General features: G+C 74.5%; 23 protein-coding genes and 1 riboswitch. Of the genes, 8 read left to right on the top strand and 15 right to left on the bottom strand.

Going from position 1 to position 25,566, the window contains the following annotated elements; translation table 11 throughout:
- Nucleotides 1-78 precede the first annotated feature (78 nt).
- Nucleotides 79-1,251, bottom strand: coding sequence for an acyl-CoA dehydrogenase family protein (locus ABT112_RS00625; RefSeq protein WP_351503941.1), 1,173 nt, complete (start codon nucleotides 1,249-1,251; stop codon nucleotides 79-81).
- Between the two features lie 314 nt (nucleotides 1,252-1,565).
- Here ABT112_RS00625 and ABT112_RS00620 point away from each other — a divergent pair, with 314 nt between their 5' ends.
- Nucleotides 1,566-2,819 (top strand): glycoside hydrolase family 18 protein, encoded by a 1,254-nt coding sequence (locus tag ABT112_RS00620; protein WP_351503939.1) that lies wholly within the window; start codon nucleotides 1,566-1,568, stop codon nucleotides 2,817-2,819.
- A gap of 455 nt (nucleotides 2,820-3,274) precedes the next feature.
- Entirely contained in the window at nucleotides 3,275-4,474 is a 1,200-nt protein-coding gene (gene dhaL / locus ABT112_RS00615; RefSeq protein WP_351503937.1) for a dihydroxyacetone kinase subunit DhaL, read from the top strand.
- 394 nt (nucleotides 4,475-4,868) lie between these two features.
- Here the strand turns inward: dhaL and ABT112_RS00610 are convergent, their stop codons facing one another.
- The 5 genes from ABT112_RS00610 to ABT112_RS00590 form a co-directional block, all read right to left on the bottom strand.
- Nucleotides 4,869-5,120 (bottom strand): hypothetical protein, encoded by a 252-nt coding sequence (locus ABT112_RS00610; RefSeq protein ID WP_351503935.1) that lies wholly within the window; start codon nucleotides 5,118-5,120, stop codon nucleotides 4,869-4,871.
- Between the two features lie 194 nt (nucleotides 5,121-5,314).
- The gene (locus tag ABT112_RS00605; RefSeq protein WP_351503933.1) at nucleotides 5,315-7,390 is read right to left on the bottom strand and encodes a SpoIIE family protein phosphatase; all 2,076 of its coding nucleotides are present in this window, start codon (nucleotides 7,388-7,390) and stop codon (nucleotides 5,315-5,317) included.
- Between the two features lie 227 nt (nucleotides 7,391-7,617).
- Nucleotides 7,618-8,646 carry an SCO0930 family lipoprotein gene (locus ABT112_RS00600; protein WP_351503931.1) on the bottom strand — a complete coding sequence of 343 codons (1,029 nt, stop codon included), beginning with the start codon at nucleotides 8,644-8,646 and terminating at the stop codon, nucleotides 7,618-7,620.
- Nucleotides 8,647-9,005: 359 nt separating this feature from the next.
- Entirely contained in the window at nucleotides 9,006-9,335 is a 330-nt protein-coding gene (locus tag ABT112_RS00595; protein WP_351503929.1) for a cupin domain-containing protein, read from the bottom strand.
- Between the two features lie 184 nt (nucleotides 9,336-9,519).
- Nucleotides 9,520-10,083, bottom strand: coding sequence for a TIGR03086 family metal-binding protein (locus tag ABT112_RS00590; RefSeq protein WP_351503927.1), 564 nt, complete (start codon nucleotides 10,081-10,083; stop codon nucleotides 9,520-9,522).
- Nucleotides 10,084-10,696: 613 nt separating this feature from the next.
- Here ABT112_RS00590 and ABT112_RS00585 point away from each other — a divergent pair.
- Complete coding sequence (locus tag ABT112_RS00585; protein ID WP_351503925.1) at nucleotides 10,697-11,617, top strand: DMT family transporter; 921 nt, start codon at nucleotides 10,697-10,699, stop codon at nucleotides 11,615-11,617.
- A gap of 180 nt (nucleotides 11,618-11,797) precedes the next feature.
- Here ABT112_RS00585 and ABT112_RS00580 read toward each other — a convergent pair whose 3' ends face one another.
- The 5 genes from ABT112_RS00580 to ABT112_RS00560 form a co-directional block, all read right to left on the bottom strand.
- Nucleotides 11,798-12,643, bottom strand: a complete 846-nt coding sequence (locus ABT112_RS00580) for an energy-coupling factor ABC transporter ATP-binding protein (RefSeq protein ID WP_351503923.1) — start codon at nucleotides 12,641-12,643, stop codon at nucleotides 11,798-11,800.
- Entirely contained in the window at nucleotides 12,640-13,389 is a 750-nt protein-coding gene (cbiQ, locus tag ABT112_RS00575) for a cobalt ECF transporter T component CbiQ (RefSeq protein ID WP_351503921.1), read from the bottom strand. The genes ABT112_RS00580 and cbiQ overlap by 4 nt, the downstream gene beginning before the upstream one ends.
- 4 nt (nucleotides 13,390-13,393) lie before the next feature.
- Nucleotides 13,394-13,762: an energy-coupling factor ABC transporter substrate-binding protein gene (locus ABT112_RS00570; protein ID WP_351503918.1), complete on the bottom strand. Its 369-nt coding sequence runs from the start codon at nucleotides 13,760-13,762 to the stop codon at nucleotides 13,394-13,396.
- Nucleotides 13,759-14,451: an energy-coupling factor ABC transporter permease gene (locus ABT112_RS00565; protein ID WP_351503916.1), complete on the bottom strand. Its 693-nt coding sequence runs from the start codon at nucleotides 14,449-14,451 to the stop codon at nucleotides 13,759-13,761. The genes ABT112_RS00570 and ABT112_RS00565 overlap by 4 nt, the downstream gene beginning before the upstream one ends.
- A 29-nt stretch (nucleotides 14,452-14,480) precedes the next feature.
- Nucleotides 14,481-14,675, bottom strand: a riboswitch (cobalamin riboswitch).
- A 215-nt stretch (nucleotides 14,676-14,890) separates the two neighbouring features.
- Nucleotides 14,891-15,628, bottom strand: a complete 738-nt coding sequence (locus ABT112_RS00560; RefSeq protein WP_351503914.1) for a (2Fe-2S)-binding protein — start codon at nucleotides 15,626-15,628, stop codon at nucleotides 14,891-14,893.
- 267 nt (nucleotides 15,629-15,895) lie between these two features.
- On the opposite strand from ABT112_RS00560, the gene ABT112_RS00555 reads away from it, so the two are divergent.
- Nucleotides 15,896-16,135 carry a chaplin gene (locus ABT112_RS00555; protein WP_351503911.1) on the top strand — a complete coding sequence of 80 codons (240 nt, stop codon included), beginning with the start codon at nucleotides 15,896-15,898 and terminating at the stop codon, nucleotides 16,133-16,135.
- A gap of 252 nt (nucleotides 16,136-16,387) precedes the next feature.
- Here ABT112_RS00555 and ABT112_RS00550 read toward each other — a convergent pair whose 3' ends face one another.
- Nucleotides 16,388-16,954, bottom strand: coding sequence for a GNAT family N-acetyltransferase (locus ABT112_RS00550; RefSeq protein WP_351503909.1), 567 nt, complete (start codon nucleotides 16,952-16,954; stop codon nucleotides 16,388-16,390).
- A gap of 117 nt (nucleotides 16,955-17,071) precedes the next feature.
- The gene (locus ABT112_RS00545; RefSeq protein WP_351503907.1) at nucleotides 17,072-17,809 is read right to left on the bottom strand and encodes a VOC family protein; all 738 of its coding nucleotides are present in this window, start codon (nucleotides 17,807-17,809) and stop codon (nucleotides 17,072-17,074) included.
- Nucleotides 17,810-17,960: 151 nt separating this feature from the next.
- Between ABT112_RS00545 and ABT112_RS00540 the strand changes: the two genes are divergently transcribed.
- The 4 genes from ABT112_RS00540 to ABT112_RS00525 all read left to right on the top strand — a co-directional run bounded on the left by ABT112_RS00540 (nucleotide 17,961) and on the right by ABT112_RS00525 (nucleotide 21,862).
- A complete protein-coding gene (locus ABT112_RS00540; RefSeq protein WP_351503905.1) occupies nucleotides 17,961-19,193 on the top strand; it encodes an FUSC family protein in 1,233 nt (410 codons plus the stop codon).
- Between the two features lie 268 nt (nucleotides 19,194-19,461).
- Nucleotides 19,462-19,959: a SigE family RNA polymerase sigma factor gene (locus ABT112_RS00535; protein WP_351503903.1), complete on the top strand. Its 498-nt coding sequence runs from the start codon at nucleotides 19,462-19,464 to the stop codon at nucleotides 19,957-19,959.
- Nucleotides 19,952-20,422 (top strand): hypothetical protein, encoded by a 471-nt coding sequence (locus ABT112_RS00530; protein ID WP_351503901.1) that lies wholly within the window; start codon nucleotides 19,952-19,954, stop codon nucleotides 20,420-20,422. Before ABT112_RS00535 ends, ABT112_RS00530 begins: the two co-directional genes overlap by 8 nt.
- Nucleotides 20,423-20,581: 159 nt before the next feature.
- Nucleotides 20,582-21,862: a mannosyltransferase family protein gene (locus ABT112_RS00525; protein WP_351503899.1), complete on the top strand. Its 1,281-nt coding sequence runs from the start codon at nucleotides 20,582-20,584 to the stop codon at nucleotides 21,860-21,862.
- Between the two features lie 127 nt (nucleotides 21,863-21,989).
- Here the strand turns inward: ABT112_RS00525 and ABT112_RS00520 are convergent, their stop codons facing one another.
- Both ABT112_RS00520 and ABT112_RS00515 read right to left on the bottom strand, forming a co-directional pair.
- On the bottom strand, nucleotides 21,990-24,386 hold the full coding sequence (locus tag ABT112_RS00520; RefSeq protein WP_351503897.1) for a glycoside hydrolase family 65 protein: 2,397 nt from the start codon (nucleotides 24,384-24,386) through the stop codon (nucleotides 21,990-21,992).
- Between the two features lie 2 nt (nucleotides 24,387-24,388).
- The gene (locus ABT112_RS00515; protein WP_502975215.1) at nucleotides 24,389-25,345 is read right to left on the bottom strand and encodes an HAD family hydrolase; all 957 of its coding nucleotides are present in this window, start codon (nucleotides 25,343-25,345) and stop codon (nucleotides 24,389-24,391) included.
- Nucleotides 25,346-25,566 lie beyond the last annotated feature (221 nt).

Genomic DNA, 25,566 nt, shown 5'->3' with positions numbered 1-25,566 from the left:
TCCGTGACAGGCCCCTGCCGGGCTCGCGCGCTTCGGCGTCGCCCACCGGCCGGCGCGTCCCGGCGAAGGCCGCCGGCGCTAGCGGCTCTCCGGCCCCGCCAGGTGCCGGGCGATCACCATGCGCTGGATCTGGTTGGTGCCCTCCACGATCTGCAGCACCTTGGCCTCCCGCATGTACCGCTCGGCGGGGAAGTCCGCGGTGTAGCCGTAGCCGCCGAGCACCTGGACGGCGTCGGTCGTCACCTTCATGGCCGTATCGGTGCAGAAGAGTTTGGCCATCGCCGCCTGCTTCGAGAACGGCAGGCCCGCGTCCCGCAGCCGGGCCGCCGCGAGGTACAGGGCGCGGCCGGCCTCGATCTGGGTCCCCATGTCGGCGAGCATGAAGCGCAGACCCTGGAAGTCGGCGATCGGGCGGCCGAACTGCTGCCGGTCGGCGGCGTAGGCCAGCGCCTCGTCCAGGGCGGCCTGGGCCACTCCGATGGCGCAGGCGGCGATGCCGAGCCGGCCGGAGTCGAGGGCGGACAGCGCGACGGCGAAGCCCTGGCCCTCGTCCCCGACGCGACGGGCGTCGGGGACCCGGACCCCGTCGAAGTGCAGCTGGGCCGTGGGCGACCCCTTCATGCCCATCTTGCGCTCGGGTGCCGCGGCGGACAGGCCGGGGGCGTCGCCCGGGACGAGGAACGCGGTGATGCCCTTGGCGCCCTCGCCGCCGGTCCGGGCGAGGACCGTGTAGAAGTCGGCGATGCCGCCGTGGGTGATCCACGCCTTGGTGCCGTCGATGACCCAGTCCTCGCCGTCCCGGACCGCGCGGGTGCGCAGGGACGCGGCGTCGGAGCCGGAGGCGGGCTCGGAGAGGCAGTACGCGCCGAGGAGGCCGCCGCCGAGCATGGCCGGAAGGTACTCGGTGCGCTGCTCCTTGGTGCCGAACGCGGCGACGGCGTGGCAGGCGAGCGTGTGGACGCTGACGCCCAGGCCGACCGTCAGGCGGGTCGCGGCGAGCTCCTCCAGGACCTGGAGGTAGACCTCGTAGGGCTGGGCGCCACCGCCGTACTCCTCCTCGTACGGCAGGCCTAGGAGACCGGCCTCGGAGAGGAGGGAGAAGACCTCGCGGGGGAAGCGGTTCTCCGCCTCCTCCTCGGCCGCGTGCGGTGCGATCTCCCGCTGAGCCAGCTCGCGGACGAGACCGAAGAGATCCCGGGCTTCCTCGGTGGGCAGTTGGCGTTCCACCGGCTGTGCGGCGCGGTCGGTCATGGCGGCGCTCTCCTCCCTGTCGGGCGCTGCGGCGGCCTTCCGCACGGGGTAGGGCGGGCGCCACCGGACGTTCTGCCGGTCGGTGCAGCCCCGTCGGGTCTCGAAGGGGCCTGACCAGCGGCTCTGGCGCGTTGAGTATGCCCGATCGGGGGACGCACGTCACAGGTCGGCCGGGATGGATTCCATCGTTCCCCTATTGGTCCGAACCATTGACGTATTGGTCTAGTCCTTCTAACGTTCCAGCATCGCTCTTCGCGTCCATGTCAACTCGGCCGAGGCCGGCGCCGCCGCCCTCCCCCACACCGAGGAGAAACATGCTCAGACCGAACCGGCCCCCCGCCCGCCTCCGCACCCTGCTCACGGTCCTGGCGGCCGTCTGCGCGACGCTGCTCGCCGCGGCCCTTCCCGCGGGTCCCGCCGCCGCGGACCAGCCGCGGGCCGCCGCCCCGGCGACGGCGGCGGCAGGCTCCAAGGTCCTCGGCTACTTCACCAACTGGGGCGTCTACCAGCGCAATTACCACGTGAAGAACATCCAGGCCTCCGGGTCCGCAAACCGGCTCACCCACATCAACTACGCCTTCGGCAACGTCACCGGCGGCCAGTGCCGGATCGGGGACGCCTACGCGGACTACGACAAGTTCTACGACGCCGCCTCCAGCGTCGACGGCACCGCGGACACCTGGGACAACGGCGCGCTGCGCGGCAACTTCAACCAGCTGCGCAAGCTGAAGAGGCTGCACCCCGGCCTCAAGGTGCTCTGGTCCTTCGGCGGCTGGACCTGGTCCGGCGGCTTCGGCGAAGCGGCCCGCAACGCCGCCGCGTTCGCCGACTCCTGCTACCGGCTGGTCGAGGACCCGCGGTGGGCGGACGTCTTCGACGGCATCGACATCGACTGGGAGTACCCGAACGCCTGCGGCCTGAGCTGCGACAGCAGCGGACGCGACGCCTTCCGGACCCTGATGCAGGCGCTGCGCGCCCGGTTCGGCGACAGCAACCTGGTGACCGCGGCCATCACCGCCGACGCCTCCCCCGGCGGCAAGATCGAGGCCGCCGACTACGCGGGCACCGCCCGTTACGTCGACTGGTACAACCCGATGACGTACGACTTCTTCGGCGCCTGGGCCGCCCAGGGCCCCACCGCGCCGCACTCCCCGCTCACCTCCTGGCCGGGGCTGCCGAAGCAGGGCTTCACCACCGACGCCGCGATCTCCAAGCTCCGGGGGCTGGGCATCCCCGCGTCGAAGCTGCTGCTGGGCATCGGCTTCTACGGGCGCGGCTGGACCGGCGTCACCCAGCAGGCCCCGGGCAGCACCGCGACCGGGGCGGCGCCCGGCACGTACGAGGCGGGCATCGAGGACTACAAGGTGCTGAAGAGCCGGTGTCCGGCGAACGGCACCGTCGCCGGGACCGCGTACGCCCACTGCGGCTCCCAGTGGTGGAGCTACGACACCCCGCAGACCATCGCCGCGAAGACGGCCTGGAAGAACCAGCAGGGGCTGGGCGGCACCTTCTTCTGGGAGCTCAGCGGCGACACCGCGAACGGCGAACTCATCAAGGCCATCGGCTGACCGGCGGTGCGGGGCGCCGCCCGGACTCCCCCACGGGAGCGGTCCGGGCGGCTGCCCTGCTTCCGGCGACGCAATGTCGGTGACACCGCGCCGGTGACACTGCCGCCGGTCGCCACACCGCCCGTTGTCCTGCCCGACCCGTTGTCCTGCCCCGGCCGTCCGCGGCGGGGCGACGCGCGGCGGCTCGTCGGGGTGCCGGTCCGCGGAGGTTCGGGGACGAGGTGGACAAGATCGTCGCGGCACACTCCCACGGATGGGCAGCGAAGGCCGCGGAACGCTACGGTACGGCCCACGACCTGCGGTTCATCGGTCCGTTCCCCGGTGCGGGAACGTCCTCCGGCGACCGCCGTGGGGGGCTGACCGGACGCCGCGGGCGCAGACTGGTGGCGGACGGCCCGTACCCCCGCGCGCAGGCCGTACGCCCGCATCCGCTCCGAGCCGAGGAGTCTCCGCCCATGACCGACCCGACGGGCCCCGCCTCCGCCGTACTCGACACCGCCTTCTTTCTCCGGTGGCTCGACCGTGCCACGAAGGTCATCACCGAGCAGGCCGCCCAGCTCACCGAGCTCGACTCCGCCATCGGGGACGCGGACCACGGTGCCAACCTCAAGCGCGGTTTCACCTCGGCGCTCGCCGTGGTGACGGCCGAACCCCCCGGCTCGCCGGGCGCACTGCTCAAGGCGTTCGGCACCCACCTCACCAACACGGTGGGCGGTGCGTCCGGTCCGCTGTACGGCACGGTGCTGCGCCGCGCGGGCCGGGTCCTGGGCGACGAGGACCCCGTCACCCCCGAGGCGCTCGGCGAGGCGCTGGCGGCCGCGGTGGCCGGGGTGCGGCGGCTGGGCGACTCCGGGCCCGGGGACAAGACGATGGTCGACGCGCTGGCTCCGGCCGCCGAGGCGTACAGCGTGGCGCTGGGCGGCGGGGCCGAGGTCCCGCAGGCCCTCGCGGCGGCCTCGCAGGCGGCCCGGGAGGGGGCCGAGGCGACCGTCCCGCTGCAGGCCCGGCGCGGGCGGGCCAGTTACCTCGGCGAGCGGAGCATCGGCCACAAGGACCCCGGTGCCGCGTCGTCGGCCCTGCTGATCACCGCCCTCTACGACGTCACGGCGACGGCGGGGGACGAGCCCGCGGCCCCGTCCGGCACCGGAGCGGTGACCGGGACCGCGGAGGCCGGGGCGGCGGAGGCCGCGGGCGGTGCGGAGGAGACGGACGACGAGGAGGGGGCCCAGCCGGCCGCCACCGGGACCGCGGCCATGGTCGGGGTGGCCCTGGTCTCGCACAGCCGTGACGTGGCCGCCGCCACGGCGGAACTGGCCAAGGCCCTGGTCGGGTCGGGCACTCCGGCGCCGATAGGCGTGGCGGGCGGTGTCGAGGACGGCGGTATCGGGACCAGCGCCACGCTGATCCGCGACGCGATCAAGCACGCGGACGCGGGCCGCGGCGTGGTGGTGATCTGCGACATGGGCAGCGCCGTGCTGACGGTGAAAGCGCTGCTGGCCGAGACGGGCGCGGCCGCGCTGCCGGAGGGCGTGCGGATCGCCGACGCGCCCTTCGTGGAGGGCGCGGTGGCGGCGCTGGTCACCGCGTCGGCGGGGGCGGACCTCGATCTGGTCCTCTCGGCGACCGACGACGCCCGGAACTACCACAAGATCTGACCCGGACCGGGCCCCTGCGCGCGGGCACCGGGGCGCGGGCACCGGGGCGGCGGGACGGATCCCTGCCGGCCCGGTGCCGTGGCGCTCGGTGGTTCGTGTGCGGGGCGGCTCGCGTACTTGGCGGTTCGTGTTTGGCAGCTCGCGTGCGGAGCGTTTCGGGTACGAAGCGGCTCGGGTGCAGAGCGGTTCGGTGCGGAGCGGTTCGGTGCGGAGCGGTTCGCGTGCGGGGCGGCTCGCACCGCGGGCGGGACGGCTGCCGGGCGGGCTCGGGCGGCGCCGTCCGGCGGGGCGCACCGGGCCCCGGGCGGCACACCGGCTCCTCGACCGGACGCGGTGTCGCGCCGGCCGCTCCGCCGGGCGGGGCGGCGGCCAACTGCCCGGGACGGGGCGCCGGCTACTCGGCCGGGCGGGCCTCGTGCTCAAGGATGCGCGCCTGCCACCGTCCTAGCACCTCGGCCCGGCCGACCCCCGCCGCGTCCGCCTCCAGCAGCAGTGCCTCGGCGGCCATGGCCGCGAGGCGGACCGTGACGTGGCTGACGTCGCGGGCGTCGAGCGGCTCCAGGAGCGCGGCGGCGCCCTCGCCGTCATTGGCGAGGGCGCAGGCCACGACGGCCATCGTCAGTCGGTCCCACTCGTGTGCGTTCACGCGGGATCCCTGCCCGGTGGGGCCCCGCACGGAACCCCGCACCCGCACGCCCCGTACCGGCACGGGTACCCGGGCGGGCACGGCCGCCGGGGGCCGGCCGGTCCCGGCCGGGCCGAGGCCCGCGCACCGCTCCTCATCGGCCCTGGTGCCTGACCGGTATCGGTCCCGGAGTTGCCGGTGCCGGTCCCGGAGCCTCATCGGTCCTGGAGGATGAACTCGCCCCACACGCTCTTGCCGGCGCCCTGGGCCTCCACGCCCCAGACGTCGGCGAGCCGGTCCACCAGCAGCAGCCCGCGCCCCGAGACGCCGGTCTCCCCCGGCTCGCGCCGGCGGGGCAGGCCGCTGGACATGTCCTCCACGTCGACCCGCAGCCGGTGGTCGGTCCCCCCGAGCATCCGGACGGTCACCACGGCGCCGCCGTCGGTGTGCAGGAGGGCGTTGGTGATGAGTTCGTCGGCGACGAGTTCGACCTCGTCCGCACGGCTCCGCGCGCCCCAGGTCCGTACCGCGTCGCCGATCGCCTGCCGGACGGCCATCAGGGCCTCCGGGTCCGCCGGCGAGATGTGCCGGTACAGGCGCTGGCCCAGCTCCGGAACGGCCGGGCCCTCCCGGCGCAGCAGGAGCATCGCCATGTCGTCGCCGCCGCCCTGTGCCCCGATCTCCGCGCCGAGGTGGTCGGCGAGGGCCTCGACCTCGTGCGGGCCGCGGCGTATCGCCTCCAGCAGCCGGCGCAGGCCGTCGTCCACATCGGCGCCGGGCTGCTCGATCAGCCCGTCGGTGAACAGGATCAGGGTCTCCCCCGGGTCGAGGGCGAGCCGGGTGACCGGGTAGTCGTTGCGGCCGAACTGGGCGGAGAGCCCCAGCGGCAGCCCGCCGGCCAGGCCCAGCTTCCGGCAGCTGCCGTCCGGGTGCCGGATCAGCGGGTCGACGTGCCCGGCCCGGACGATCTGCAGGGCCCCGTCCACCGGGTCGGCCTCGGCATATGCGCAGGTGGCGAAGCGGTCGGTGTCCAGTTCGTTGAGGAAGACCGAGGCCCGCGCCATGACGGTGGCGGGCGCGTGGCCCTCGGCGGCGTAGGCGCGCAGGGCGATGCGCAGCTGACCCATCACGGCCGCAGCGTGGGTGTCGTGGCCCTGGACGTCCCCGATCACCACCCCGACGCGGCCGCCAGGCACGGGGATGGCGTCGTACCAGTCGCCGCCGATGTCCCGTCCGAAGCGCGCGGAGCGGTACCGGACGGCGATGTGGGCGCCGGGCACGTCGGGGATGCTGCGCGGCAGCATGGCCGTCTGGAGGTTCTCCGCGATGTCGTGCTCCTGGTCGAAGAGCATGGCCCGCTGGAGGCTCTGCGCGATGCTGCTGCTGAGGGCGACGAGGAGGTTGCGCTCCTCGGGGCTGAACGACTGCTTGTCGCGGTAGAGAAAGCCCAGCGCGCCGAGCGGCCGGGCCTGGGCGATCAGCGGCAGATACGCGGCGGCGGAGACGTCCAGCGGCTCGATGTGCGGCCACAGCCGCGGGTAGCGGCGGGCGAACTCCTTCGGCGAGGTCATCAGACGGGGCGTGAGGGTGCGCACCACCTCGCTCATCGGGAAGTCCTCGTCGACGCGGGTGTATTCCAGCTCCGGGACGTTGCTGCCCTCCTGGCCCTCGACGACGACCCGCATCCGGCCGTCCTCCAGCAGCCCCATCACCAGGCTGACCGCGCCGAGCCGGCCCATGCCCTGGCTGTCGGCCAGCACGTCGATGACGTCCTGCACGGTGATGGCGTGGGCGAGGGCGGCGGTGGTCTCCTCCACGACGCTGGTCTGGCGCCGCCGCTCTTCGGCGAGGGCGAGGCGTTCCGCGGAGTGCGCGAGTTCCGCGGTGGCGTCGCGGATGATCCCGACGACGCGGTGCGGGCGGCCGTCGCTGTCGCTGTCGCGGTGGACGTAGCCCTGGGTGTGGGTCCACCGCAGGGAGCCGTCGCGGCAGCGGGTGCGGAAGTAGGTGCCGAAGGTGGTGCTGCCGTCCCGGAGCGCCTGCGCGACCACGGCGTCCAGGCGCCGGGCCTCGGACGCGGGGATGTGCCGGGAGAGGGTCGCCGGGTCGCCGTCGTAGTCGTCCGGTTCCAGCTCGAAGACGCTCAGGGCGGCGGCGTCCAGGTGCATGCGGCCGCTGTCGAGATCCCAGTCGAAACTGCCCATGCGGTTGAGCGCCAGATTGATCTCGGGGCGCATGGGCCACTCGTCCGGCAACGGGGTGGAGGCCGGGGCCGTTCCCCGATCAACCATGTCACCCTCCCGGAGCGGCGGGGAACCGCGCGGGGCGGCGCGCCGACGGTCAGCTGTGCCCTTCAGCGCAACTCTGTCATTGTTTGCCCGATTTTTCGAAAGATGGTGGCAGACCCGGCGGTGGCAGGCCCGGTGCGGCGGAGCGGCCGACGCACTGGTCATCGGCCCCTCCGCCGCACCGTTCCCGCATGGCCGCGACGGCCGCCCGGTGGGCGGGTTCCGGTCGGCTACTCGACCTTCTCACCGTCGGGTGCGACCACGGACCAGGATTCGCCGACGCCCTGTCCGTTGGTGTCCCCGGGCTTCTCGTCGCCGGTGTACCAGTACAGCAGCCAGCAGTCGATCGCGAGCTGCTCCTCGCCCTCGGGGCGGGTGAACGTGGTGAGCAGCTCGGGGTCGACGCCCTCGACATCGGCCTTGTCCACCGGCTTGGCGGGCTTCCAGGTGTCCAGGCACGCGCCGGTGCAGTTGGACTTCATCGGCCAGGCGGAGTCCTTGTCGAAGCGGTAGAGCGTGCGGCCCTTCCCGTCCCGGAGGATCTCGCCGAGCTTCGGGTCGTTGAAGGTGGAGAGCGCGGGCAGCTTCCCCGCGGCCGCTCCGCCCGGGCCGGCCCCCGCTCCCCCGGCGCCGGCCTCCGCACCGCCACCGCCACCGCCACCGACGCCGGTTCCACCGCCGGCTTCGTCGGAGCCCGACGCCTTGGTGCCGTCGGGAGCGGAGGCGGACCAAGTGCCGCCCACCCCCTCCCCCTTGACCTGCCACGGCTTGGTGTCCTTGGCGTACCGGTACATGGGCCAGCCCGCGACGGTGAGCTGCTGTGTGCCGTCGGCACGGGTCACCTCGCCCAGCAGGGAGGAGTCGATTCCGGCCGCCGAGGAGACGTCCGCCGCGGGGACCGGCGACCAGGTGGTGGCGCAGTCGCCGACGCAGGCGGACTTCGGCGGCTCGGACGAGTCCTGGTCGAAGCGGTAGAGGGTGAAGCCGTTGCTGTCGGTCAGTACGGAGCCGAGCTTCTTGCTGGTGCCGACCATCAGCTGTCCGGCAGGCTGGGTGCCGGGCGACTTGCCGCCCTGGGGCGCCGCCCCGCCGTAACCGCCCTGCCCGTACCCGTTGTTCCCCTTGCCGGGCGCGACACCGGCCTGCCCGGCCGGCTGCACCCCGGTCGCGTCCGTCGGTCCGGATTCCGCCCCGCACGCCGTTGTCAGCATGATCGCCGCAGCGGTCGTCGCGACCGAGGCGTTCCGCCACTTCCTCATGTCCACTCCTGCAGTCCGCTTCCCGTATACGGCGCGGGTGCGCGCCTCCGACTGGGGTGAATACGGACGGTGGCGTCCCGTGTGTTCAACAGCGGCGGTGTTTTCCGTGCCGGACCTCCGGGCGTCCTCGGCCGCCTGCGGACCCCGGTGCGGCGCGGGCGCCGGAAGGTGAAGTCCCCCGTGGCCGGGGCCGGTTCGGAGGCATCCGTTCCGATTCCGCGTTCGCGGCCGGGCCCCGTGGTCCCGCGCGGCACGCCTCGGGTCCGGCGCACGCCGTTCCGTACCGCGCCGCGGTGCCGGCGCACGCCGTTCGGCAGGTGCGCACCGGTACCGCGGAGCGCGGTCCGGAACCGTCCGGACTACGGCTTGACGACGGTGAGCAGCACCGTCGAGTCCTCGACGGCCTCGGCGGCCTGCCGGGTGGGCGGCAGCACGATGAGTTCGCCGTTCACGGCCTCGACCGCGTCGTCGTCGCTCTCCAGCCGCATCCGTCCGGTGAGGACGAGCACCGTGGCCTCGCCGGGGCTGACGTGTTCGGTCATCCGGGCACCGGCCTTGAGCGCGATCAAGGTGTGGCGCAGCAGGCGGCCCGTCCCGCCGAGCGGGGTCACGGCGGCGCGGCCGGCCGGTGCTTCCCTGGCCAGGGCGAGTTGTTCCTCGGCCACGGTCCTGAGCGAGATCTTCTCCATGCGTACCACTGTGCTGCCGTGGGCGGGGCGCCGCACCCGCACCCGGGCACGGCCTCGCACGTCCCGGGGCTGCCGACTCCTTCCGGGCGGGCCTCCGCGTCTCCAGGGCCGTCCGCGCGGCACGCGGGGCGGGGCACCGGTACGCCCTCGCCGCGTCCGGCCGCCCGTATCTCAGGGGCGCCTCTCAGGGGCGGCGGCCGAGCAGGGCGACGAGACGGTCCTGGGCGGATGCCGATCCGGGCACCGGGACCGGGGGTGCGAAGACCCCGACTCCCTGCCAGGCGGCGGCCTGCGGCTCGACGACGGCGAGGACCGCGGCGGCCAGGGCCTCGTCCAGCGATTCGTCGTCTTTGATGCCGCGCCCCAGATCCCAGGCGTGCACGGCGAGATCGGTGGTCATCTGCCAGCCGTACTCCGTGGCGGGAGTGGGGCCGGCGCCGGTCTGCACGGTGCCGTCGAGGGCGCCGTCCCGGTGGAACGCAGCGGCCGACTGCTCCGCGGACCGGTCCCAGGCCCGCGTGGGGTGATCGCCGAGGACATCGCCGTCGAACCGGTCGCCGACCTCGGCGAGCGTCGCGCCGCGCAGCAGCGGCGGCGCCCACAGCTGCTCTCCGACGACATGGCTGACGAGGTCGCGGACCGACCACTCGGTGCACGGGGTGGCGGCCGTCCACTGACCGGCCGCCACCCCGTGCACCCGCCGGGCGAACTCCGCGCGAGCGGCGTCGAACGCCTGGAGCAGTTCCATGGCCTCAGGCCGTTCCGGCGGGGGGCGCCGGCGCGGGCTGGGGCTCCGGGGCCGGCTCGGGGTGGTTCGGCCCCGGCGGCACCGGCGGAATCGGGTCGGGCGGCAGCGGACCGGGGCCCGGCCCCGGCACCGGTCCCGGACCAGGCCCGGGCGGAGGCGTCGGGGTGGGGGGTACGGGGTCGGGGTGCGTCATCGTGTGCCTCCCGGACATGGATCCGAACGGTTGCGGCGGCTTCCCCGCCGACGTGCCGATGGGTACCCCGTCCTGGCCGGTTCAGACCCGCCCTTCGGATCACCGGGCCGTCCGGCCGCCCCGCGCACCGGAAACCCGCCCCTCCCCTCCGGGTACCCCGGAGCACTCCCGGCCGGCCGGGCGGCGACGGCCGAACCCGCTCCGACCAGGGCCGACGTACGCGACTGCGGCGGGGCAGAGGTGCCGGGCACCGCTCGTCCGCCCACAGCGTGCACCCGGGCCTCCACCGGCAGTCGGACCCGGCGGCCCGGCGTACGCCATACGGCGTATGTCAGGTGCGTCCGTCAAGACGACGACAACTGGCCATGGTTCGCCCATCGTTGACCACATGATCAGCAAACGGGCGAGGCGGGGACGCCCATGAGCCCCCTGACCCTGTCCGTGCTGCTGTGCCTGGCGTCGGCCGTCTGCTACGCGGCGGCCGCCGTTCTGCAGGAACGCGTGGCGGCCGGCACGCCGTCGCTCCGGGGCGCGCTGCTCCGGCGCGGCGACTGGTGGGCCTCGGCCGCGCTGAACGGGGCCGGCGGGGTCCTCCATGTGATCGCCCTGGGCTTCGGCCCCCTGACGGTCGTCCAGCCGCTCGGCGTCCTGACCCTGGTGTTCGTCCTGCCGATGGCGGCGGTGACGGTCCGGCGGCGGACCACCCCGGCCGGGCGGCGCGGCGCCCTGCTGACCGCGGCCGGGCTGGCCGGGCTCCTGCTGCTGACCGGGGAGGAGGGACAGCCCCGGCCGCTGTCCGGCGGTGAGCAGTCCGGCGTGGCGGTGGGGACCGCGGCGACGGTGACGGTCCTGGTCCTCCTGGGCCGCCGGGCGCGGCGGCCGGGCGCGCGCAGTGTTCTGCTGGCCGGTGCGTCCGGGGTGTGCTTCGGCATGGCGTCGGTGTTCGTGAAGTCGGTGGCGGAGGCGTGGCCGTCGGTCCCGGTGACCGCGGAGCTGCCGGCCCTGGGCGTGGTGGCGCTGCTGGCGGTCGCGGGGCTGGCCACGTCCCAGGCCTCCTACCGGGGTGGCGGCCTGACCGCACCGCTGGCCACGGTGACGGTCGTCAATCCGGTGGCCGCCGCGGCGGTGGGCGTCGGGCTGCTGCACGAAGGTTTCCGCTTCGGCACGGCGGGGGTTCCGGCGGCGCTCGCGGCCGGGGCGCTCACGGCGTGGGGTCTGGTGGTCCTGACGGCGGACGGCACCGAGCGGCGGGGCCGGTCGCGGACGGCGCCGGTTTCGGTGCCGATGCCGATGCCGATGCCGGTGCCGGTGCCGGTGCCCGCAACGGAAGGGGACGGGTGAGGCGTTGCCCCTGCCGTCGAGGGTGGCGCGGCGCTCCGCGAGCCGGACCCGGCCCGCCCTTCCGGCACGGCGGACCGGGGCGGGGCGACGTACCGGACGAAGCTCCGGGGCCGGGCGCCGAGACCGGAGCCCGGCCCGACCTGACGCGGGCCGGGCAGGCCCCGGGACACCGGCCCGGCATCAGGCCGTTCGCGCCACCGCGTACCCCGCCAGGTCCTCCGGGGTCCGCGGCCCGGTGGTGTCCGGTCCGAGCAGCCCGTGCGCCCGCAGCACCTCGGCCGCCGCCTGCCCCCACGGGCGCCGCAGCCGGGCCTCGTCCAGCAGCCGCCCGTCGGCCAGCAGTTCCGCGGTCGGCCCGGTGCGCAGGCCGTCCGGGGCGAGGACGGCGGTGTCGTCCGCCCAGCGCAGGGCCAGGTCCACGTCGTGCGTGGCCATGACCACGGTGGTGCCCGCCGCCCGGAGCCGTTCCAGCACCTCCAGCAGCCGTTCCTGGCCGTGCGGGTCGAGGCCCGCCGTCGGCTCGTCGAGGATCAGCACCCGCGGTCGCATGGCCACCGCTCCGGCGATGGCCGCTCGCTTGCGCTGCCCGTAGGAGAGCAGATGCGTGGGGCGGTCGCGCAGCGCGGTGATGTCCAGCGCGGCGAGGGCGTCCGCGACGCGTTCGCGCACCTCCGGTTCCGGGAGCCCCAGGTTCATCGGGCCGAACGAGACGTCCTGCCCGACCGATGCGGCGAAGAGCTGGTCGTCCGGGTCCTGGACCACCAACTGCACCGTGGTGCGCAGCCGGCTGAGCCCCGCGCGGCCGTAGGAGACCGTGGTTCCCTCCAGGCGCAGTTCGCCCGCCGAGGGCCGCAGGCCTCCGCTGAGCAGCCGCAGCAGGGTGGTCTTCCCGCTGCCGTTCCGGCCGAGCAGTGCCAGGCTGCGGCCGTCGCGGATGCCGAAGGTGACGTCGTCCAGGACGGCCGGCCCGTCCTCGTAGGCGTATCCCGCGCCGAGGAGTTCCACCAGGTGCGATCCTGCGGTCATGGGGTGAGCCTTTCGAGTGCGAGCGTGAGGGCGGCGATCCCCGCCAGGAGTGCGACGGACGCGGCCACGAAGCGCCGGGAGACCTCGGATTCGGCCACCAGGACGCGGAGCGAGCCGTCGTAGCCGCGGCCCGCGAGCCCTGTCTGCAGCCGGGCGGCGCGCGCGAAGGCCCGGACGAACACGGTGGCTCCGAGCCCGGCCAGCGACCGCCAGGCCGCGGCCCGTCCGGACTTGCCCAGCCGGGCGGCCTGGGCCTGGCGGACCCGGGAGACGGTGTCCAGGAGCAGGAACGCCATCCGGTAGGTGACCAGGGCGACATCGACGACCGCGGGCGGCACGCCCGCCCGCGCCAGCCGGGGCAGCAGGTCGGACAGGGGCGTGGTGAACGAGAAGAGCAGCACCCCGAGCGACGCGGCGGAGGTGCGCAGCAGCAGCTGTCCGGCGTGCGCGGGCCCGTCCGGAGCCAGGGAGAGCGGGCCGTGCGGGCCGCCCAGCCGGACGAGGAGCGGCAGGGCGCCGGTGACGCAGAAGCCGAGCGGGATGCGGTAGGCCCGCCACAGCTGACGGGGCGGCACGGCGGCCGGCCCCAGCAGCAGGACGAGCGCGGCCACCACGACGAGGAGCGACCCCGGCCACGGCGGCAGGCAGACCGCCGACACCGTCAGGCCGAGGGCGAGAACGGCTTTGTCCAGGGGGTGGCGGCGGCGCCAGCGACTGCTGTGCGCCGCCGCGTCGATGGGCAGCACGCGGCTAGGCTGCGGTCTCGCGGTCCGGCGTCGCCGCCCCGTCCTGGGACCCGGAGCCGTCCTGGGACGTGGCCTGCTCCGCACCCTGACGGCGCCCGCGGCGCAGCCCGAAGTAGTACGCCAGAACACCCGCGCCGAGTGCGGCCTGGAGGGCGAACAGCGCGGACTCCACCTCGCCGGACGGCGGTTCGTAGAGCGGGCTGAACCAGGGCTCGTAGTCCGGCCGGATCTCGGTGATCGCGGACTCGGCCTGGGCGTCGGCGCCCGTGAAGGGCTCCTTCTTGTGGTCCCCGAGGCCGAGCGCGAGCGGCAGCACCGCAAGAGCGACGACCAGCACCAGCAACAGCAGGTTGATCTTGGTGTGACGCTTCATCGGGCAACGGCCTCCTGCTTCTCCGCGCGGCGGGACAGCACGCCCAGCCGGATCAGATCCCCCTTGCTGGACTGCGTCAGCAGGCGCATCACCAGCACGGTGAGGATGCCCTCGCTGACCGCCAGCGGGATCTGGGTGACGGCGAAGATGCCGCCGAACTTGGCGAGGGAGCCGAGCACTCCGGTGCCCGGGTCGGGGAAGGCCAGCGCGAGCTGCAGGCTGGTGACGCAGTAGGTGCTCAGGTCCGCGACGAACGCCCCGGCGAACACGGCGGCCATGAGCGGTGCGCCCAGCCGCCGGACCAGCCGGTACACCCCGTATCCGGCCCAGGGGCCGACGATCGCCATGGAGAACGCGTTGGCCCCGAGCGTGGTGAGCCCGCCGTGGGCGAGCAGCAGCGCCTGGAAGAGCAGGGTGATCGTGCCGAGCACCGTCATGATGGGCGGCCGGAACAGGATGGCCCCGAGTCCGGTGCCCGTCGGGTGCGAGCAGCTGCCGGTCACCGACGGGATCTTGAGGGCGGACAGGACGAAGGTGAAGGCTCCGGAGGCGCCGAGCAGCAGCGTGCTCTCGGGGTTCTCCTTGACCTCGCGGGACAGGGACCGGACGCCGTGGACGACGAACGGGGCAGCGGCGGCGCCCCAGGCGACCGCGTGCAACGGGGGCAGATACCCCTCGGCTATATGCATGGGAAAGCGAACCTCTCCAGCACCTCGTGGATGGACGACGCGCCCCGGCCGGTCTCCTGGCTGACGGGTCATGCCGTCCGGACTCCGCCTTCCCGGGCACCGAGCCGGCGGCTCGGCGTCCCAGTGGCTCCCCGAGGGGTGGAACCGGACTTCCCGATCACAGTGGCGAGGGCCGCACCGGTTTCATCACCGGTTTCCCGTACACCAAGGCCCTGAGAGGTTAGTGGGCAGCACGCTCCGGCCACAACCGGGGATCGGTATCGGCCACCGGCGGAGGGCAGGAGCAACGGTGCGCTTGCGGGGCGCGGGCAGCCAACCGCGCGCCCCTCGGGTGAGCATGGTCACTGCCCCGCGGGCGAGCGCGTGGTGGCACGGAGCATCTGCTTGGCCATGGAGTACCCGGCACTGCCCCGCGAGCACACGCGGGGTGGCCGTCGCTTCAGGCGAGCGCGCAGTCGCCGCAGAGGCCGCCGCCCGGGACCCGGTAGTAGAGACAGCAGCTGCGCCGGGTGAAGCCGCCGCCCGCGAGGGTGCCGGTGCCGTGCAGCGGCGGCTCCCGGAACAGCTCTCGGACCAGCGCCGACGCCGTGTCCGCGGCTTCGGCGCGGCCCCGTGCGCGGCAGCCGTCGCGCAGGACGCGGTACGAGCCGAACAGCGCCGACCCGGCGTTGCCCCAGAGCAGTTGCCCCGAAACCGGACATACGGACCGCACGGCGCGGTGCAGGGGTACGAGGTGGCCGTCGACCACCGCCGCGCGCAGCCGGTCCGCCGAGGTGCCGGGATCGGCCGCGGACACGGGGCCGTCCGCAGCGGACACGGGGCCGGGCAGCCAGAGTTCGTCCGGGGCGCTCCGGTCCGGGTGCCACCACAGCCGCTCCGGGGAGAGGTCGGGGAGGGTGCCGGCGAGCACGGCGGAGCCGAGCGCGAGGGACCACAGCCGGGCGGCGAGCCCCTGGAAGACGAGGGACGCGCCCACCCGGAGCTCGTCCGTGCCCAGCCGGCCGGCCACGGTGGTGATCCGGGCGCGCAGCGGGCCGGGGTCCGCGCAGAGCTCCGCGAACGGCACATACCCGTGGGCACGCGGCTCCTCCCCCGGCGCCTCCGCGGTCCGCACGGCGAAGAACGGACCCGCCTCGGCGACCCGGCGCAGGCCTTCGGCCATGGACGTCCCCGGCATGTGACTCCTCTCCGTCGCCCTCGGGATTCTCCCGTACGGACCGACGGCGGCCGGGAGGGCCCCGGGGCGGGACGCTCCGCCCCCGGGCGGCGGGGCGGGCGGGGCGATAGAGCGGCTGAGCGGCGGCAACACCGCGCCCGCCACTCACTCGATCGGGCTAAAGCCACCCACAAGGCGCATCTTCACCTCGTCCGGTGCGTTGATCCGGTTCCCTGCTTGTCACAGGCAGGGAACTTTCTTTCTGTACGACTGAAAAGAGTTTGCGTCATGTCGCGTATTGCCAAGGCCGCCGTTCTGGCCGCCACTGCCGGTGCCGCCCTCTCCGCCGCCGCTGGTGCGGCGGTCGCCGACTCGGGCACCCAGGGTGCCGCCGTGTTCTCCCCGGGCATCGGTTCGGGCAACCTGGTCCAGGCCCCGATCCACGTGCCGGTCAACGCCTGCGGGGACACCGTGAGCGTCATCGGTGTCGCCAACCCCGCCCTCGGGAACTCCTGCGTCAACCGCTGAGGTTTCCTTCGGTCGGCAGGACCCTGTCGACCGGTGACGTCGGGGCCCCCGGGCCCTGACCGCTGAGGGGTGCACGCCGGGCAGGCATTCCGGCTCCTCCGCCCCCTCGGCTGTGGCGCCCGTCCACGGGACGGCGGGCGCCACTTTCCTGTTTTCACACCTCGACGGGCGCGAGGTGAAGCGCCTCCGCGGCCTCCCTCGCCTGCGCGCCCGACACCCGCCCGCGCCCGGCCCCACCGCGGTGTCCCTGCGTCAGCCGTGGGCGCGGTCGGTCGGCATGCGCACGGGTTCCGCCAGGTCGGAGGGGCGGATGCGGTACACGTTGAGCCGCATGTCGTAGTACTTGGTCGTCTCCCCCACCCATTCCATGCCGATCCGGCGGGCCGTCGCCGCGGCCTTGGTGTTGTTGGGGCGGGCGACCGCGAACAGTTCGTCCACGCCCTGTTCGAACGCCCACCGGACCACCGCGACACCGGCCTCCGTCGCATAGCCGCGGCCCCAGGCGTCGGGGCTGAGCTGCCAGCCGATCTCCAGGTCCTCGTCGTAGGGCGGCAGCATCCGGATGACGACCCCGCCGACCACCCGGTCGTCCTCCCGGCGCTGTACGGCCCAGCGGCCCGACGGCCGCACCAGGTTGGGCTGCGACTCCTCCCACGCCTGGAGGACGGCGCGCATCGCGGGCAGGTCGCCGACCCGGTGCATGGCAGGCGTCAGCCAGTGGGCGACCTCCTCGGCGCCGTAGATCCGCAGCGCGGCCTCGGCGTCGCCGGGGGTCCAGTCGCGCACCACGAGCCGTTCCGTACGCAGCGGCGCATGCATGCTCCTCACGCTAGCCGGAGCGGGGCGCCACGGCCTCTCGGCGAGGCGCGCGCCCGGTGTTCAGGCGGCGGGCGCTGAGGCGGCGGCGTTCCGGCGGCAGCGTTCAGACGGCGGCGTTCAGGCGGCGGCGCCGGTCCCCGTGGTCACCGTGAAGAGGCCGCCCTGAGGGTCCCGGAGGGTCGCCGAGCGGCCGATCGAGGAGTCGTCCGGCTCGCCGGTGACCGTGCCGCCCGCGCGGACGGCCGCCTCGGCCGCGGCATCGACGTCCGGCACCCGGAAGTAGACGTTCCAGCGGGGGCGGACCTGGGGGTCCGGATCCGCCTCCACACCGCCCCCGCGCAGCCGCGCCACCTTCTGCCCGCGGGCCAGGACCACCACGGCGTCGTGCTCGTACTCGACCTCGCAGCCGTCGGGCCGTCCGGAGGCCCAGTCGAAGACCTCCGCGTAGAAGATGGCCGCGGCGAAGGCGTCGCGGGTGCGCAGTTCCAGCCACGCCGGGGCGGAGCCGGCGCCGACGCGCCATTCGGGAAGGACCTCGCCCTCCCAGAAGCCGAACACCGCTCCGGCCGGGTCGGCGGCCAGCGCGGCGCGGCCCTTGCCGTAGGTGAGGGGGCCGACCGCCACGGTCGCGCTGCGCTCCCGGATCCGGGCGGCCACCGTGTCGGCGCTCTCGGCGGCGAAGTAGACGGTCCAGGAGACGGGGACCGCCATGGTGTGGGCCAGGGCCCCGATACCGGCCACCGGCCGGCCGTCCGCGAGGGCGACGCAGAATTCGTCGCCCAGGGTGCCGGGGCGGAAGGTCCACCCCATCACCGCTCCGTAGAAGCTCTGGGCGGCCTCGAGTTCCCGCGTCATCAAACTCACCCAGCAAGGCGCTCCGTGCACCGCGCGCGTCGAGGACATGTCCGCCACTGTGCCATCCGCCGCATCCGTTCGCCCGCCGACCCACCACGGATGGACCGGCGCAGGTGACGCTCCCGCCCGACCCGGCGCGATCATGTGAACTGTGCCTGCAGTCCGGGAGACCGCCGTCGGCCTGATCCGGCGGCGCAACGATCCGATCGTCGTGCAGACGGTGCGCTGCACCGTGGCCGCGACGCTCGCCTTCGCCGCCGCGGAGTGGCTCATCTCCGGCGGTCCGCCGCCGCTGCTCGCACCGCTGACGGCGCTGCTGGTCGTCCAGGTCAGTCTCTACGCGACGCTCACCACCGGGATGCGCCGGGTGAACAGCGTGGTGGCGGGCGTGCTGATCTCCTCGGCCTTCAGCGCCCTGGTGGGTCTGAGCTGGTGGAGCCTGGGTCTGCTGATCCTCGCCTCCCTGGTGGTCGGGCACATGGTGCGCGTCGACGAGTTCGTGCCGGAGGTGGCGATCAGCGCGATGCTCGTGCTGGGCGTCAGCCATGTGGCCCAGGCGGCGTGGAGCCGGGTCGCCGAGACCCTGATCGGTGCGGCGACCGGCATTCTGCTGAACGCCCTGGTCGCGCCGCCGGTGCTGGTGGAGCCCGCCGGCGAGGCCATCGCCGGTCTCGGCCGGCGGATGCGGGCGCTGCTGATGCAGATCTCCCGGGAGCTGGAGCGCGGGGCGACCCGGGAGGACGCGGTCCGGTGGCTCCACGGGGCGCGGGTGCTGGACAACGAGATCGCCCAGGTCGACGCGGCGCTCAACCGCGCGGACGAGAGCATGAAGTTCAATCCGCGGGTGCGGGAGGGGCTGCTCGCCCGGCTGGTGCTGCGCAGCGGTCTGGACACCCTGGAGATCTGCGCGGTGGTGCTGCGCACCCTGTGCCGGTCGCTGACGGACCTCTCGCACCGGCGGCGGAGCGAACCGGTGTACGAGGGGCAGGTGGCCGCCGTGCTGAGCGAGCTGTTCCTGCACATCGCCGACGCCGTCGACAGCTTCGGCCGCCTGATCACGGCTCAGGTCAGCTCCAACGCCGAAGTGGCGGAGGGAGAGCTGGCCCGGGCCCTGACGGAAGGGCGGGAGGACCGGCAGCGGATCGCGGATCTGCTGTTCACCGAGTCCGCCCGGGAACCGGACCGGTGGGAGCTGCACGGCGCGCTGCTGGCCAACGTCGACCGGCTGCTGAACGAACTGGATGTCGAACGGCGCTCCCAGTGGCTGGCGGAGGAGCTCGACCGGCACCGGCAGGACCCCGTCCGGTCGAGCCCGGTGCACCGGATGCGCCGGGCCGCGCGGTCGGCGCAGCGGCGGGCACGGCGCCGGCGCCACCGCCCCTGAGCGGCCCCTCCCTGGGCGCCACCGGGCTTGAGCGACACCCCCCGGGCGCCACCGGGCTTGAGCGGCACCGTTCCTGAGCCGGGCGTGAGTGACAGGGAGCGTGCGGAGGTCGGGGCGCGGCGGGCATCCGCGGCGGCCGCGGGCGGAGAGCGCGAGCCCCGGAGGCCACGTGACGGGCATCACGTCCTTTCTTCGCGTCCCGTGTAGACCGGAGGCGGCCCGCCGGGCGTATGCCGGGTGAGTACCGAGAGATCCGGGGGAGTGGCCGTTGACCGTCGAGGAGTTCGAAGAGTTCTACGCGCTGACGGTCGCACGGCTGACGGGGCAGTTGTACGTGATGCTGGGCGACCTGCACGAGGCGCAGGACGTGGTGCAGGAGGCCTTCGTCAAGGGCTGGAGCCGCCGGCGGCAGCTCGACCGCGACGGCCGTCCCGAGGCGTGGATCCGCACGGTCGCCTGGCGGCTGGCGGTGAGCCGCTGGCGCTTCCGGCGCCGGACGGCCGAGGCCTGGCACTCCAGCGGGGCACCCCCGCACGTGGAGGGGCCGGGGCCGGAGTCGGTGGCGCTGGTGGAGGCGCTGCGCCTCCTCCCCGCCCAGCAGCGCCGGACGATGACGCTGCACTACGTGTGCGACCTCACCGTCGAGCAGATCGCCGGGGAGACCGGCCTGTCCGCCAGCACCGTCAAGACGCATCTGGCCCGAGGCCGGGCCGCGCTCTCCCACCGACTGCAGGACCCGCGCCTTGAGGAGGCCCACGGTGCCTGAGCTCCACGACCCCCTGCGGCTCCTGTTCCGGGAGGCCGCCGCCACCGGGCAGGCGCGTGCCGAGTCGGCTCCCGTCTCACGCATCGCCGAGCGGGGCCGGCTGGCACGCCGTCGCCGGATCGCCGCCTGCGCGGCCTGCGCCTGCCTGTTCCTCGGCGGGACGGGCGCGGCGGTCGCCGGGTTCCTGACCGGCCCCGGCCGTACGGGCACCAGCGGGCCGGCCGACGCCCCGCCGGTACCGGAGACCTCCTCCCTGCCGTCCCCTTCCGGGCCCTCCGCGGCGCCCTCCTCCTCGGGGCCGGCCTCCTGGCCCTCCTCCTCCGCGTCGTCCACGCCGACCTCGCCGCCGAGCAGCACCCGGACCCAGGAGCCCAGCGCGCCGCCCCTCGGGACCTCGTCGGGAGCGCCTCCCGCCTCGGCGCCCGCCTCGACAGCGCCCACCTCGACGGCGTCCGGCCCCTGAGCCGCGGGGCCCGGAGGGGCCTGCCCCTCCAGGCCCTGCCCGGCCCCCGCCGACGGGAGCCCGCCCGGGAGCTTCGCTCGCCCCGGGCCCCACCGCCCGTGAACCGACGACCGCCGTCGGGCGGGCCCGCATGCCCGCGTCCGACAAGGAGTGTCCCGAATGCCCGCGATGACCACCCGCGTTCGCCAGGAGCGACCGCACCCGCCCACCGAGCCGGACCGCGGACCGGGCAGCGCTCCCGTACGGCTCGGCGCGGCGGGCGGCTCCGGTGGTGGCCGGGTCCGTCCTGTCGTCCGGCGCCGCCGGCTCGCGGTGCTCGGTCCGGCCGACCGCGAGGTGCTGCTGCTGTACCTGCTGACCCGGGCCGGGGTCTGGATCCTTGCCCACTGCACCCGGTGGCTGTTCCCCGCCGACCGGAAGGCCCGTGACAGTGCCCCGGTGCTGGCGCCCTTTCAGCAGTGGGACTGGCACCACTATCTGCAGATCGCCCGCGAGGGCTACTTCCCCGACGGGGCGGGCCCGTGGGTGACCGGCTGGGACAACCGGGAGGCCTTCTTCCCCGGCTTTCCGCTCCTGCTGCGGACCGTCCACGTCGTCGTCCCGGACTGGGCCGCGGCCGGCCTGCTGATCTCCCTCGTCGCCGGCGCCGTCGCGGTCGTGGCGCTGGCCCGGATCGCCCGGCTGCACCTGCCCGGCACGGACGGGGACCGGCGTGCCGTGCTGCTCTTCCTGTTCTCCCCCTGCGCGATATTCCTCGCCGCCGGGTACACCGAGGCGCTGTTCCTCGCGTTCGCCCTGCCGGCCTGGCTCGCGGCACAGCGGCGCGCCTGGCCGCTCGCCGCCGTCCTGACGGCGCTGGCCACCACCGTCCGGATCAGCGGTCTCTTCCTCGCCGCGGCCGTCGCGGTCCAGTTCGTGCTCGCCCTCCGCGGCCGACGGGACCTCTCCGCCCTGCCCTGGGTGGCCCTCCCCGCCGTGCCGGCTGCCCTCCACACCTGGTACCTCCAGGCGCACACCGGTGACTGGATGGCCTGGAAGCACGCGCAGGAGCGCGGCTGGTACCGGGACTTCCACGCCCCCTGGGAGGCCTGGCGGAACACCTGGGACGCGGCCTTCGCCCACACCCAGGCCACCGGGTACGCCTTCATGTCCCAGGCCGAGCTACTGGCCATGCTCGTCGGACTCCTGTTGCTCGGTCTGCTGCTGCGGCAGCGCCGGTGGCCCGAAGGGGTGTACATCGGCCTCAGCCTGTGGGCGCTGGGCACGTCCTACTGGTACACGTCCGTCCCTCGGGCCACGCTCCTGTGGTGGCCGCTGTGGATCGCGCTGGCCGCGTGGAGCCTGCGCAGACCCCGGTTCGGAACCGTCTGCCTCTGCGTGGCACCGCCGGTGATGACCGTCTTCGCCATCAGCTTCCTCACCGGGCGGTGGACGGGGTGAGCGGCCCGGGGGTGAAGAGGTAGGGGCCGAGCGCGGACGGGCATACCGGTGTCGTGCTGGTGGAGCCGACTTCATTGCCGACCGGCTCGGCGGAAGCGGCGCCCCGACGGCCGTCGCAGCGGTGCGGTCAGCCGTGGGGCAGCGTCAGGCGGCGGGTCTCCCCCGGCGCGACCAGGAACGTCGTGTCCGCCAGCACCACCGTGATCGGCGGCTCCGCCGAGGGCGGGACGCCGATCCGCAGCTCGCCGGGGCTCAGCCGCAGGGTCACGCCCCAGTGGTTGCGGTAGCGGACCGACAGCCCGTAGTGGGACAGCTCGGGCAGGGGCACCGGATCCAGCAGCAGCGCGTCCTGACGGGTCTCCAGCCCGGTCAGACCGCGCTGCACCAGGTCGAGGGTGCCCGCCATGGCGCCGAGGTGGATGCCCTCGCCGGTGGTGCCGCCCTGCAGGTCGGCGACGTCCCCTTCCAGTGCCTCGCGGACGAACGACCATGCCTCGGCGCGCCGTTCGCGGGACAGCAGCCAGCCGTGCACGAGGCCGCTCAGCGTGGATCCGTGGCAGGTGCGGTGGAGGTAGTAGTCGACCGTGCGGTGCCAGGTCTCGGCGTCCAGCCGGTACCCGAGGCGGTGGAAGAGACCGGCCAGTTCGGACGGGGAGAACAGATAGCCCAGCATCAGCACATCGGCCTGTTTGGAGGCCTGGTAGCGGTTGACCGTGTCGCCCTCGGCCTCCAGGATCCGGTCCAGCCGCCGGATGTCGCCGTACCGTTCGCGGTATCCGCCCCAGTCCAGCTCGGCGAGGTCGCCGAAGCCGTCGAACTGGCTGATGACGCCCCGGTGGAAGGGCACCCGCAGCCGCCGGGAGATGTCCTCCCAGTGCTCAAGGTCGCCGTCCGTCAGCCCCACGTGCCCGAACAGCTCCTGCCGCCGGGGCTCGGGCAGGTCGCGGATCACGTCCAGGGCGCGGGCGAGCACCCAGGCGGCCGTGACGTTGGTGTACGCGTTGTCGTCGAGCCCCGGACCGGGGGCGTCCGGGTAGGCGTCGTGGTACTCGTCCGGTCCGACCACGCCACGGATGCAGTACCGGTCGTGGGCGGGGTCGAGGACGGCGCAGTCCGCCCAGAAACGCGCGATCTGCAGCAGCATCTCGGCGCCCTTGGTCTGCAGGTACTCGGTGTCACCGGCGGCCTGGCAGTACTGCCAGACGTTGTAGGCCACCGCCGAGCCGACGTGGTACTGGAGCCGGGAGTGGTCCGGGAGCCAGCGCCCCGAGCGGGGGTTGAGATGCAGCTGCTGGGTCTCCTCGCGTCCGTCGCTGCCGCTCTGCCACGGGTAACGGGCGCCGGCCCGCCCCTCCTCACCGGCCGTCCGGCAGGCCTGGGGCAGCCGGCGGTGACGGTAGTTCAGCAGGGCGCGGGACACCTCCGGGAAGTGCAGGTTCAGATACGGCAGCACGAACAGCTCGTCCCAGAACACATGACCCCGGTAGGCCTCGCCGTGCAGCCCGCGGGCCGGCACGCCGACGTCCAGCTCCGCGGTGTGCGGCGACAGCGTCTGCAGGACGTGGAAGAGGTGCAGCCGCAGGATGAGACCCGCCTCGCCGGGGACGTCGAGCTCCGCCCGCCGCCACAACTGCTCCCAGGCCAGGGCGTGGGACTCCAGGAGCCCGGCGAATCCGGGGGCGTCGGCCAGATTGTCGAGGGCCGCCTGGAGGGGGTCGCTGATCGCCGGGTCGTGGGAGGTGTGCAGGGCGACGACCTTGTCGACGGTGACCGGGTCCTGGGGCGAGATCGGGACGGTGAGCAGATGGGCGGCCCTCGCAGGGGTGATGTGCAGGCGGGCCGCGGTGGGGTCCGGGCCGGTGACGGTGGTGCGGGCGGCCATGCCGATCCCGATCTCGGAGCTGTTGGTGCGGCAGGTCAGCCAGACCGTGTCGGGCTCCAGGGCGCCGGTGTGCAGCCGCTTCAGATGGCTGCCGTTGAGGTCCCGGTAGCGGTGGACCCCGCCGTTGGTCACCTCGCCGTCGAGGGCGGACTCGACCACGATCTCGCCGGTCCAGCCCTCGGGGGTGAACTCGGTGCGCAGCGCGGCGAGATGCGGGTCCCCCATGTGGACGAGCCGGGTCTGTTCGACGCGCAGCCGGCGGCCGTCCGGCTCCTCGTACCGGATGTGGCGGATGAGGGTGCCGCCGCGGAGGTCCAGGCCCTGCCGGTACTCCAGGAGTTCGTCCCCGTCCGGCGAGAACCACGGCTCCGAGCCGTCCTCGGTCCGGACGTGGAAGCGCAGGGGCAGCCAGTTGGGCAGGTTGACCATGTCCTCGTTCTCGATGCTGCGGTCCCCGACGATCGACGTCAGCCGGTTGTAGCAGCCCGCGGCGTAGGTACCCGGGTAGTGCACGTCGTCGGCGGCGCTCTCGGGCGCGGCTCCGCGGGTGGCGAAGTAGCCGTTGCCGAGGGTGCACAGGGATTCCCGCAGGCGTTCCTGCGGTGGGTGGTATCCGGTGTACTCCCAGGCCCACTCCGCCATGGTCACTCCCCCGCGGTCGCCGGACCAGGCCGCGGGGCCAGCAGGTCGGCCAGGTCCCGGACCACGAGGTCCGCACCGTGCTTGCGCAGATCGGCGGCGCTGGTCGGACCGGCGATCCGGTCCACCCCGATGACCAGGGCGAACCCTCCGCGGCGGCCCGCTTCCACACCGGCGAGGGCGTCCTCGATCACGGCTGCGTCGGCCGCGGGGACGCCCAGCCGGCGGGCCGCCTCCAGGAAGAGCGCGGGGTGCGGCTTGCCCGGCAGTTCCAGCCGGGCGGCCTCGACACCGTCCACCACGGCGGCGAACCGTTCCCGGACACCGGCCCGGGTGAGCAGTTCGGTGGCGTGCCGGGAGGCCGACACGGCGGCGCAGGGCACACCGTGCCGGGCGAGTACGGCCAGCAGCCGGACCGTGCCGGGGTAGGGGTCGATGCCGTGCTCCCGCAGCCGGTCGGTGAACACCTGCTCCTTGCGGGCGGCCACGGCCCGGACGGTGGCGGTGCCGGGCGGGTCGTCGGCGTTGCCGTCGGGGAGGGCGAGCCCGCGGGCGGTGAGGAAGGCCGCGGCGCCGTCCAGCCGGGACTTGCCGTCCACGTAGCGCCGGTAGTCCTCGCGGGGGTCGAACGGCCTCCGGTCGGCGGTGCGGTGGGCTCCGGCGGGTGGGGTGCGGGTGGGGGCTCCACCGGGGCGCCGGTCCTCCGTGCCGCTGTCCCGGTCGTCCGGCGGACCGTCGGCGTGTGCGGGGTCGTCCGGCGGCGTGTCCGAAGGTGTCCGGTCGTCCGGCGGACCGTCCGCGTGTGCGGGGTCGTCCCGCCCGTCCGCGTGTACCCGGTCGTCCGGCGACGCGGCCTGCAGACAGGCGTCGAACGCGACCTTCCAGGCCGCGGCGTGCAGCCCGGCCGAGTCGGTGATCACCCCGTCGGTGTCGAACACCACGGCAAGCAGGGGCCGCAGCACCGGCGGATACACGTCGCGCGGTTGGGCGGGGTCGGTACCGGCGGGTGGGGCGTGGCCGTGGTGAGCGGTGGGGTGCGACGGCCCCGGACCGTACTCGGCCGCGCCGCCGGTCGGGGACTCCGGCGCCGTGGCTCCTCCGGGCGCGGTGCCGTGCCACGTCCCGGAGTGGCGCGCTCGGAGGGTCTCACGGGGCTCAGTGGAAGGGTGCGCCGCGCCGGGGT

This window comes from Streptomyces sp. NPDC002055, from assembly GCF_040296705.1.
In the GTDB taxonomy this organism is placed as follows: Bacteria; Actinomycetota; Actinomycetes; order Streptomycetales; family Streptomycetaceae; genus Streptomyces.
This window is presented reverse-complemented; position numbering and strand designations above follow the sequence as displayed.

Bases quoted from the DNA above. Each gene is read 5' to 3' on its own strand.
- ABT112_RS00590 (WP_351503927.1), bottom strand. From the start codon at position 10,083: ATGGAACTGCTCCAGGCGTTCGACGCCGCTCGCGCGGAGTTCGCCCGG.
- ABT112_RS00565 (WP_351503916.1), bottom strand. From the start codon at position 14,451: ATGCATATAGCCGAGGGGTATCTGCCCCCGTTGCACGCGGTCGCCTGG.
- ABT112_RS00520 (WP_351503897.1), bottom strand. From the start codon at position 24,386: ATGGCGGAGTGGGCCTGGGAGTACACCGGATACCACCCACCGCAGGAA.
- ABT112_RS00555 (WP_351503911.1), top strand. From the start codon at position 15,896: ATGTCGCGTATTGCCAAGGCCGCCGTTCTGGCCGCCACTGCCGGTGCC.
- ABT112_RS00525 (WP_351503899.1), top strand. From the start codon at position 20,582: ATGCCCGCGATGACCACCCGCGTTCGCCAGGAGCGACCGCACCCGCCC.
- ABT112_RS00585 (WP_351503925.1), top strand. From the start codon at position 10,697: ATGAGCCCCCTGACCCTGTCCGTGCTGCTGTGCCTGGCGTCGGCCGTC.
- ABT112_RS00620 (WP_351503939.1), top strand. From the start codon at position 1,566: ATGCTCAGACCGAACCGGCCCCCCGCCCGCCTCCGCACCCTGCTCACG.
- ABT112_RS00550 (WP_351503909.1), bottom strand. From the start codon at position 16,954: ATGCATGCGCCGCTGCGTACGGAACGGCTCGTGGTGCGCGACTGGACC.
- ABT112_RS00560 (WP_351503914.1), bottom strand. From the start codon at position 15,628: ATGCCGGGGACGTCCATGGCCGAAGGCCTGCGCCGGGTCGCCGAGGCG.
- ABT112_RS00570 (WP_351503918.1), bottom strand. From the start codon at position 13,762: ATGAAGCGTCACACCAAGATCAACCTGCTGTTGCTGGTGCTGGTCGTC.
- ABT112_RS00545 (WP_351503907.1), bottom strand. From the start codon at position 17,809: ATGACGCGGGAACTCGAGGCCGCCCAGAGCTTCTACGGAGCGGTGATG.
- ABT112_RS00580 (WP_351503923.1), bottom strand. From the start codon at position 12,643: ATGACCGCAGGATCGCACCTGGTGGAACTCCTCGGCGCGGGATACGCC.
- dhaL (WP_351503937.1), top strand. From the start codon at position 3,275: ATGACCGACCCGACGGGCCCCGCCTCCGCCGTACTCGACACCGCCTTC.
- ABT112_RS00595 (WP_351503929.1), bottom strand. From the start codon at position 9,335: ATGGAGAAGATCTCGCTCAGGACCGTGGCCGAGGAACAACTCGCCCTG.
- ABT112_RS00600 (WP_351503931.1), bottom strand. From the start codon at position 8,646: ATGAGGAAGTGGCGGAACGCCTCGGTCGCGACGACCGCTGCGGCGATC.
- ABT112_RS00605 (WP_351503933.1), bottom strand. From the start codon at position 7,390: ATGGTTGATCGGGGAACGGCCCCGGCCTCCACCCCGTTGCCGGACGAG.
- ABT112_RS00625 (WP_351503941.1), bottom strand. From the start codon at position 1,251: ATGACCGACCGCGCCGCACAGCCGGTGGAACGCCAACTGCCCACCGAG.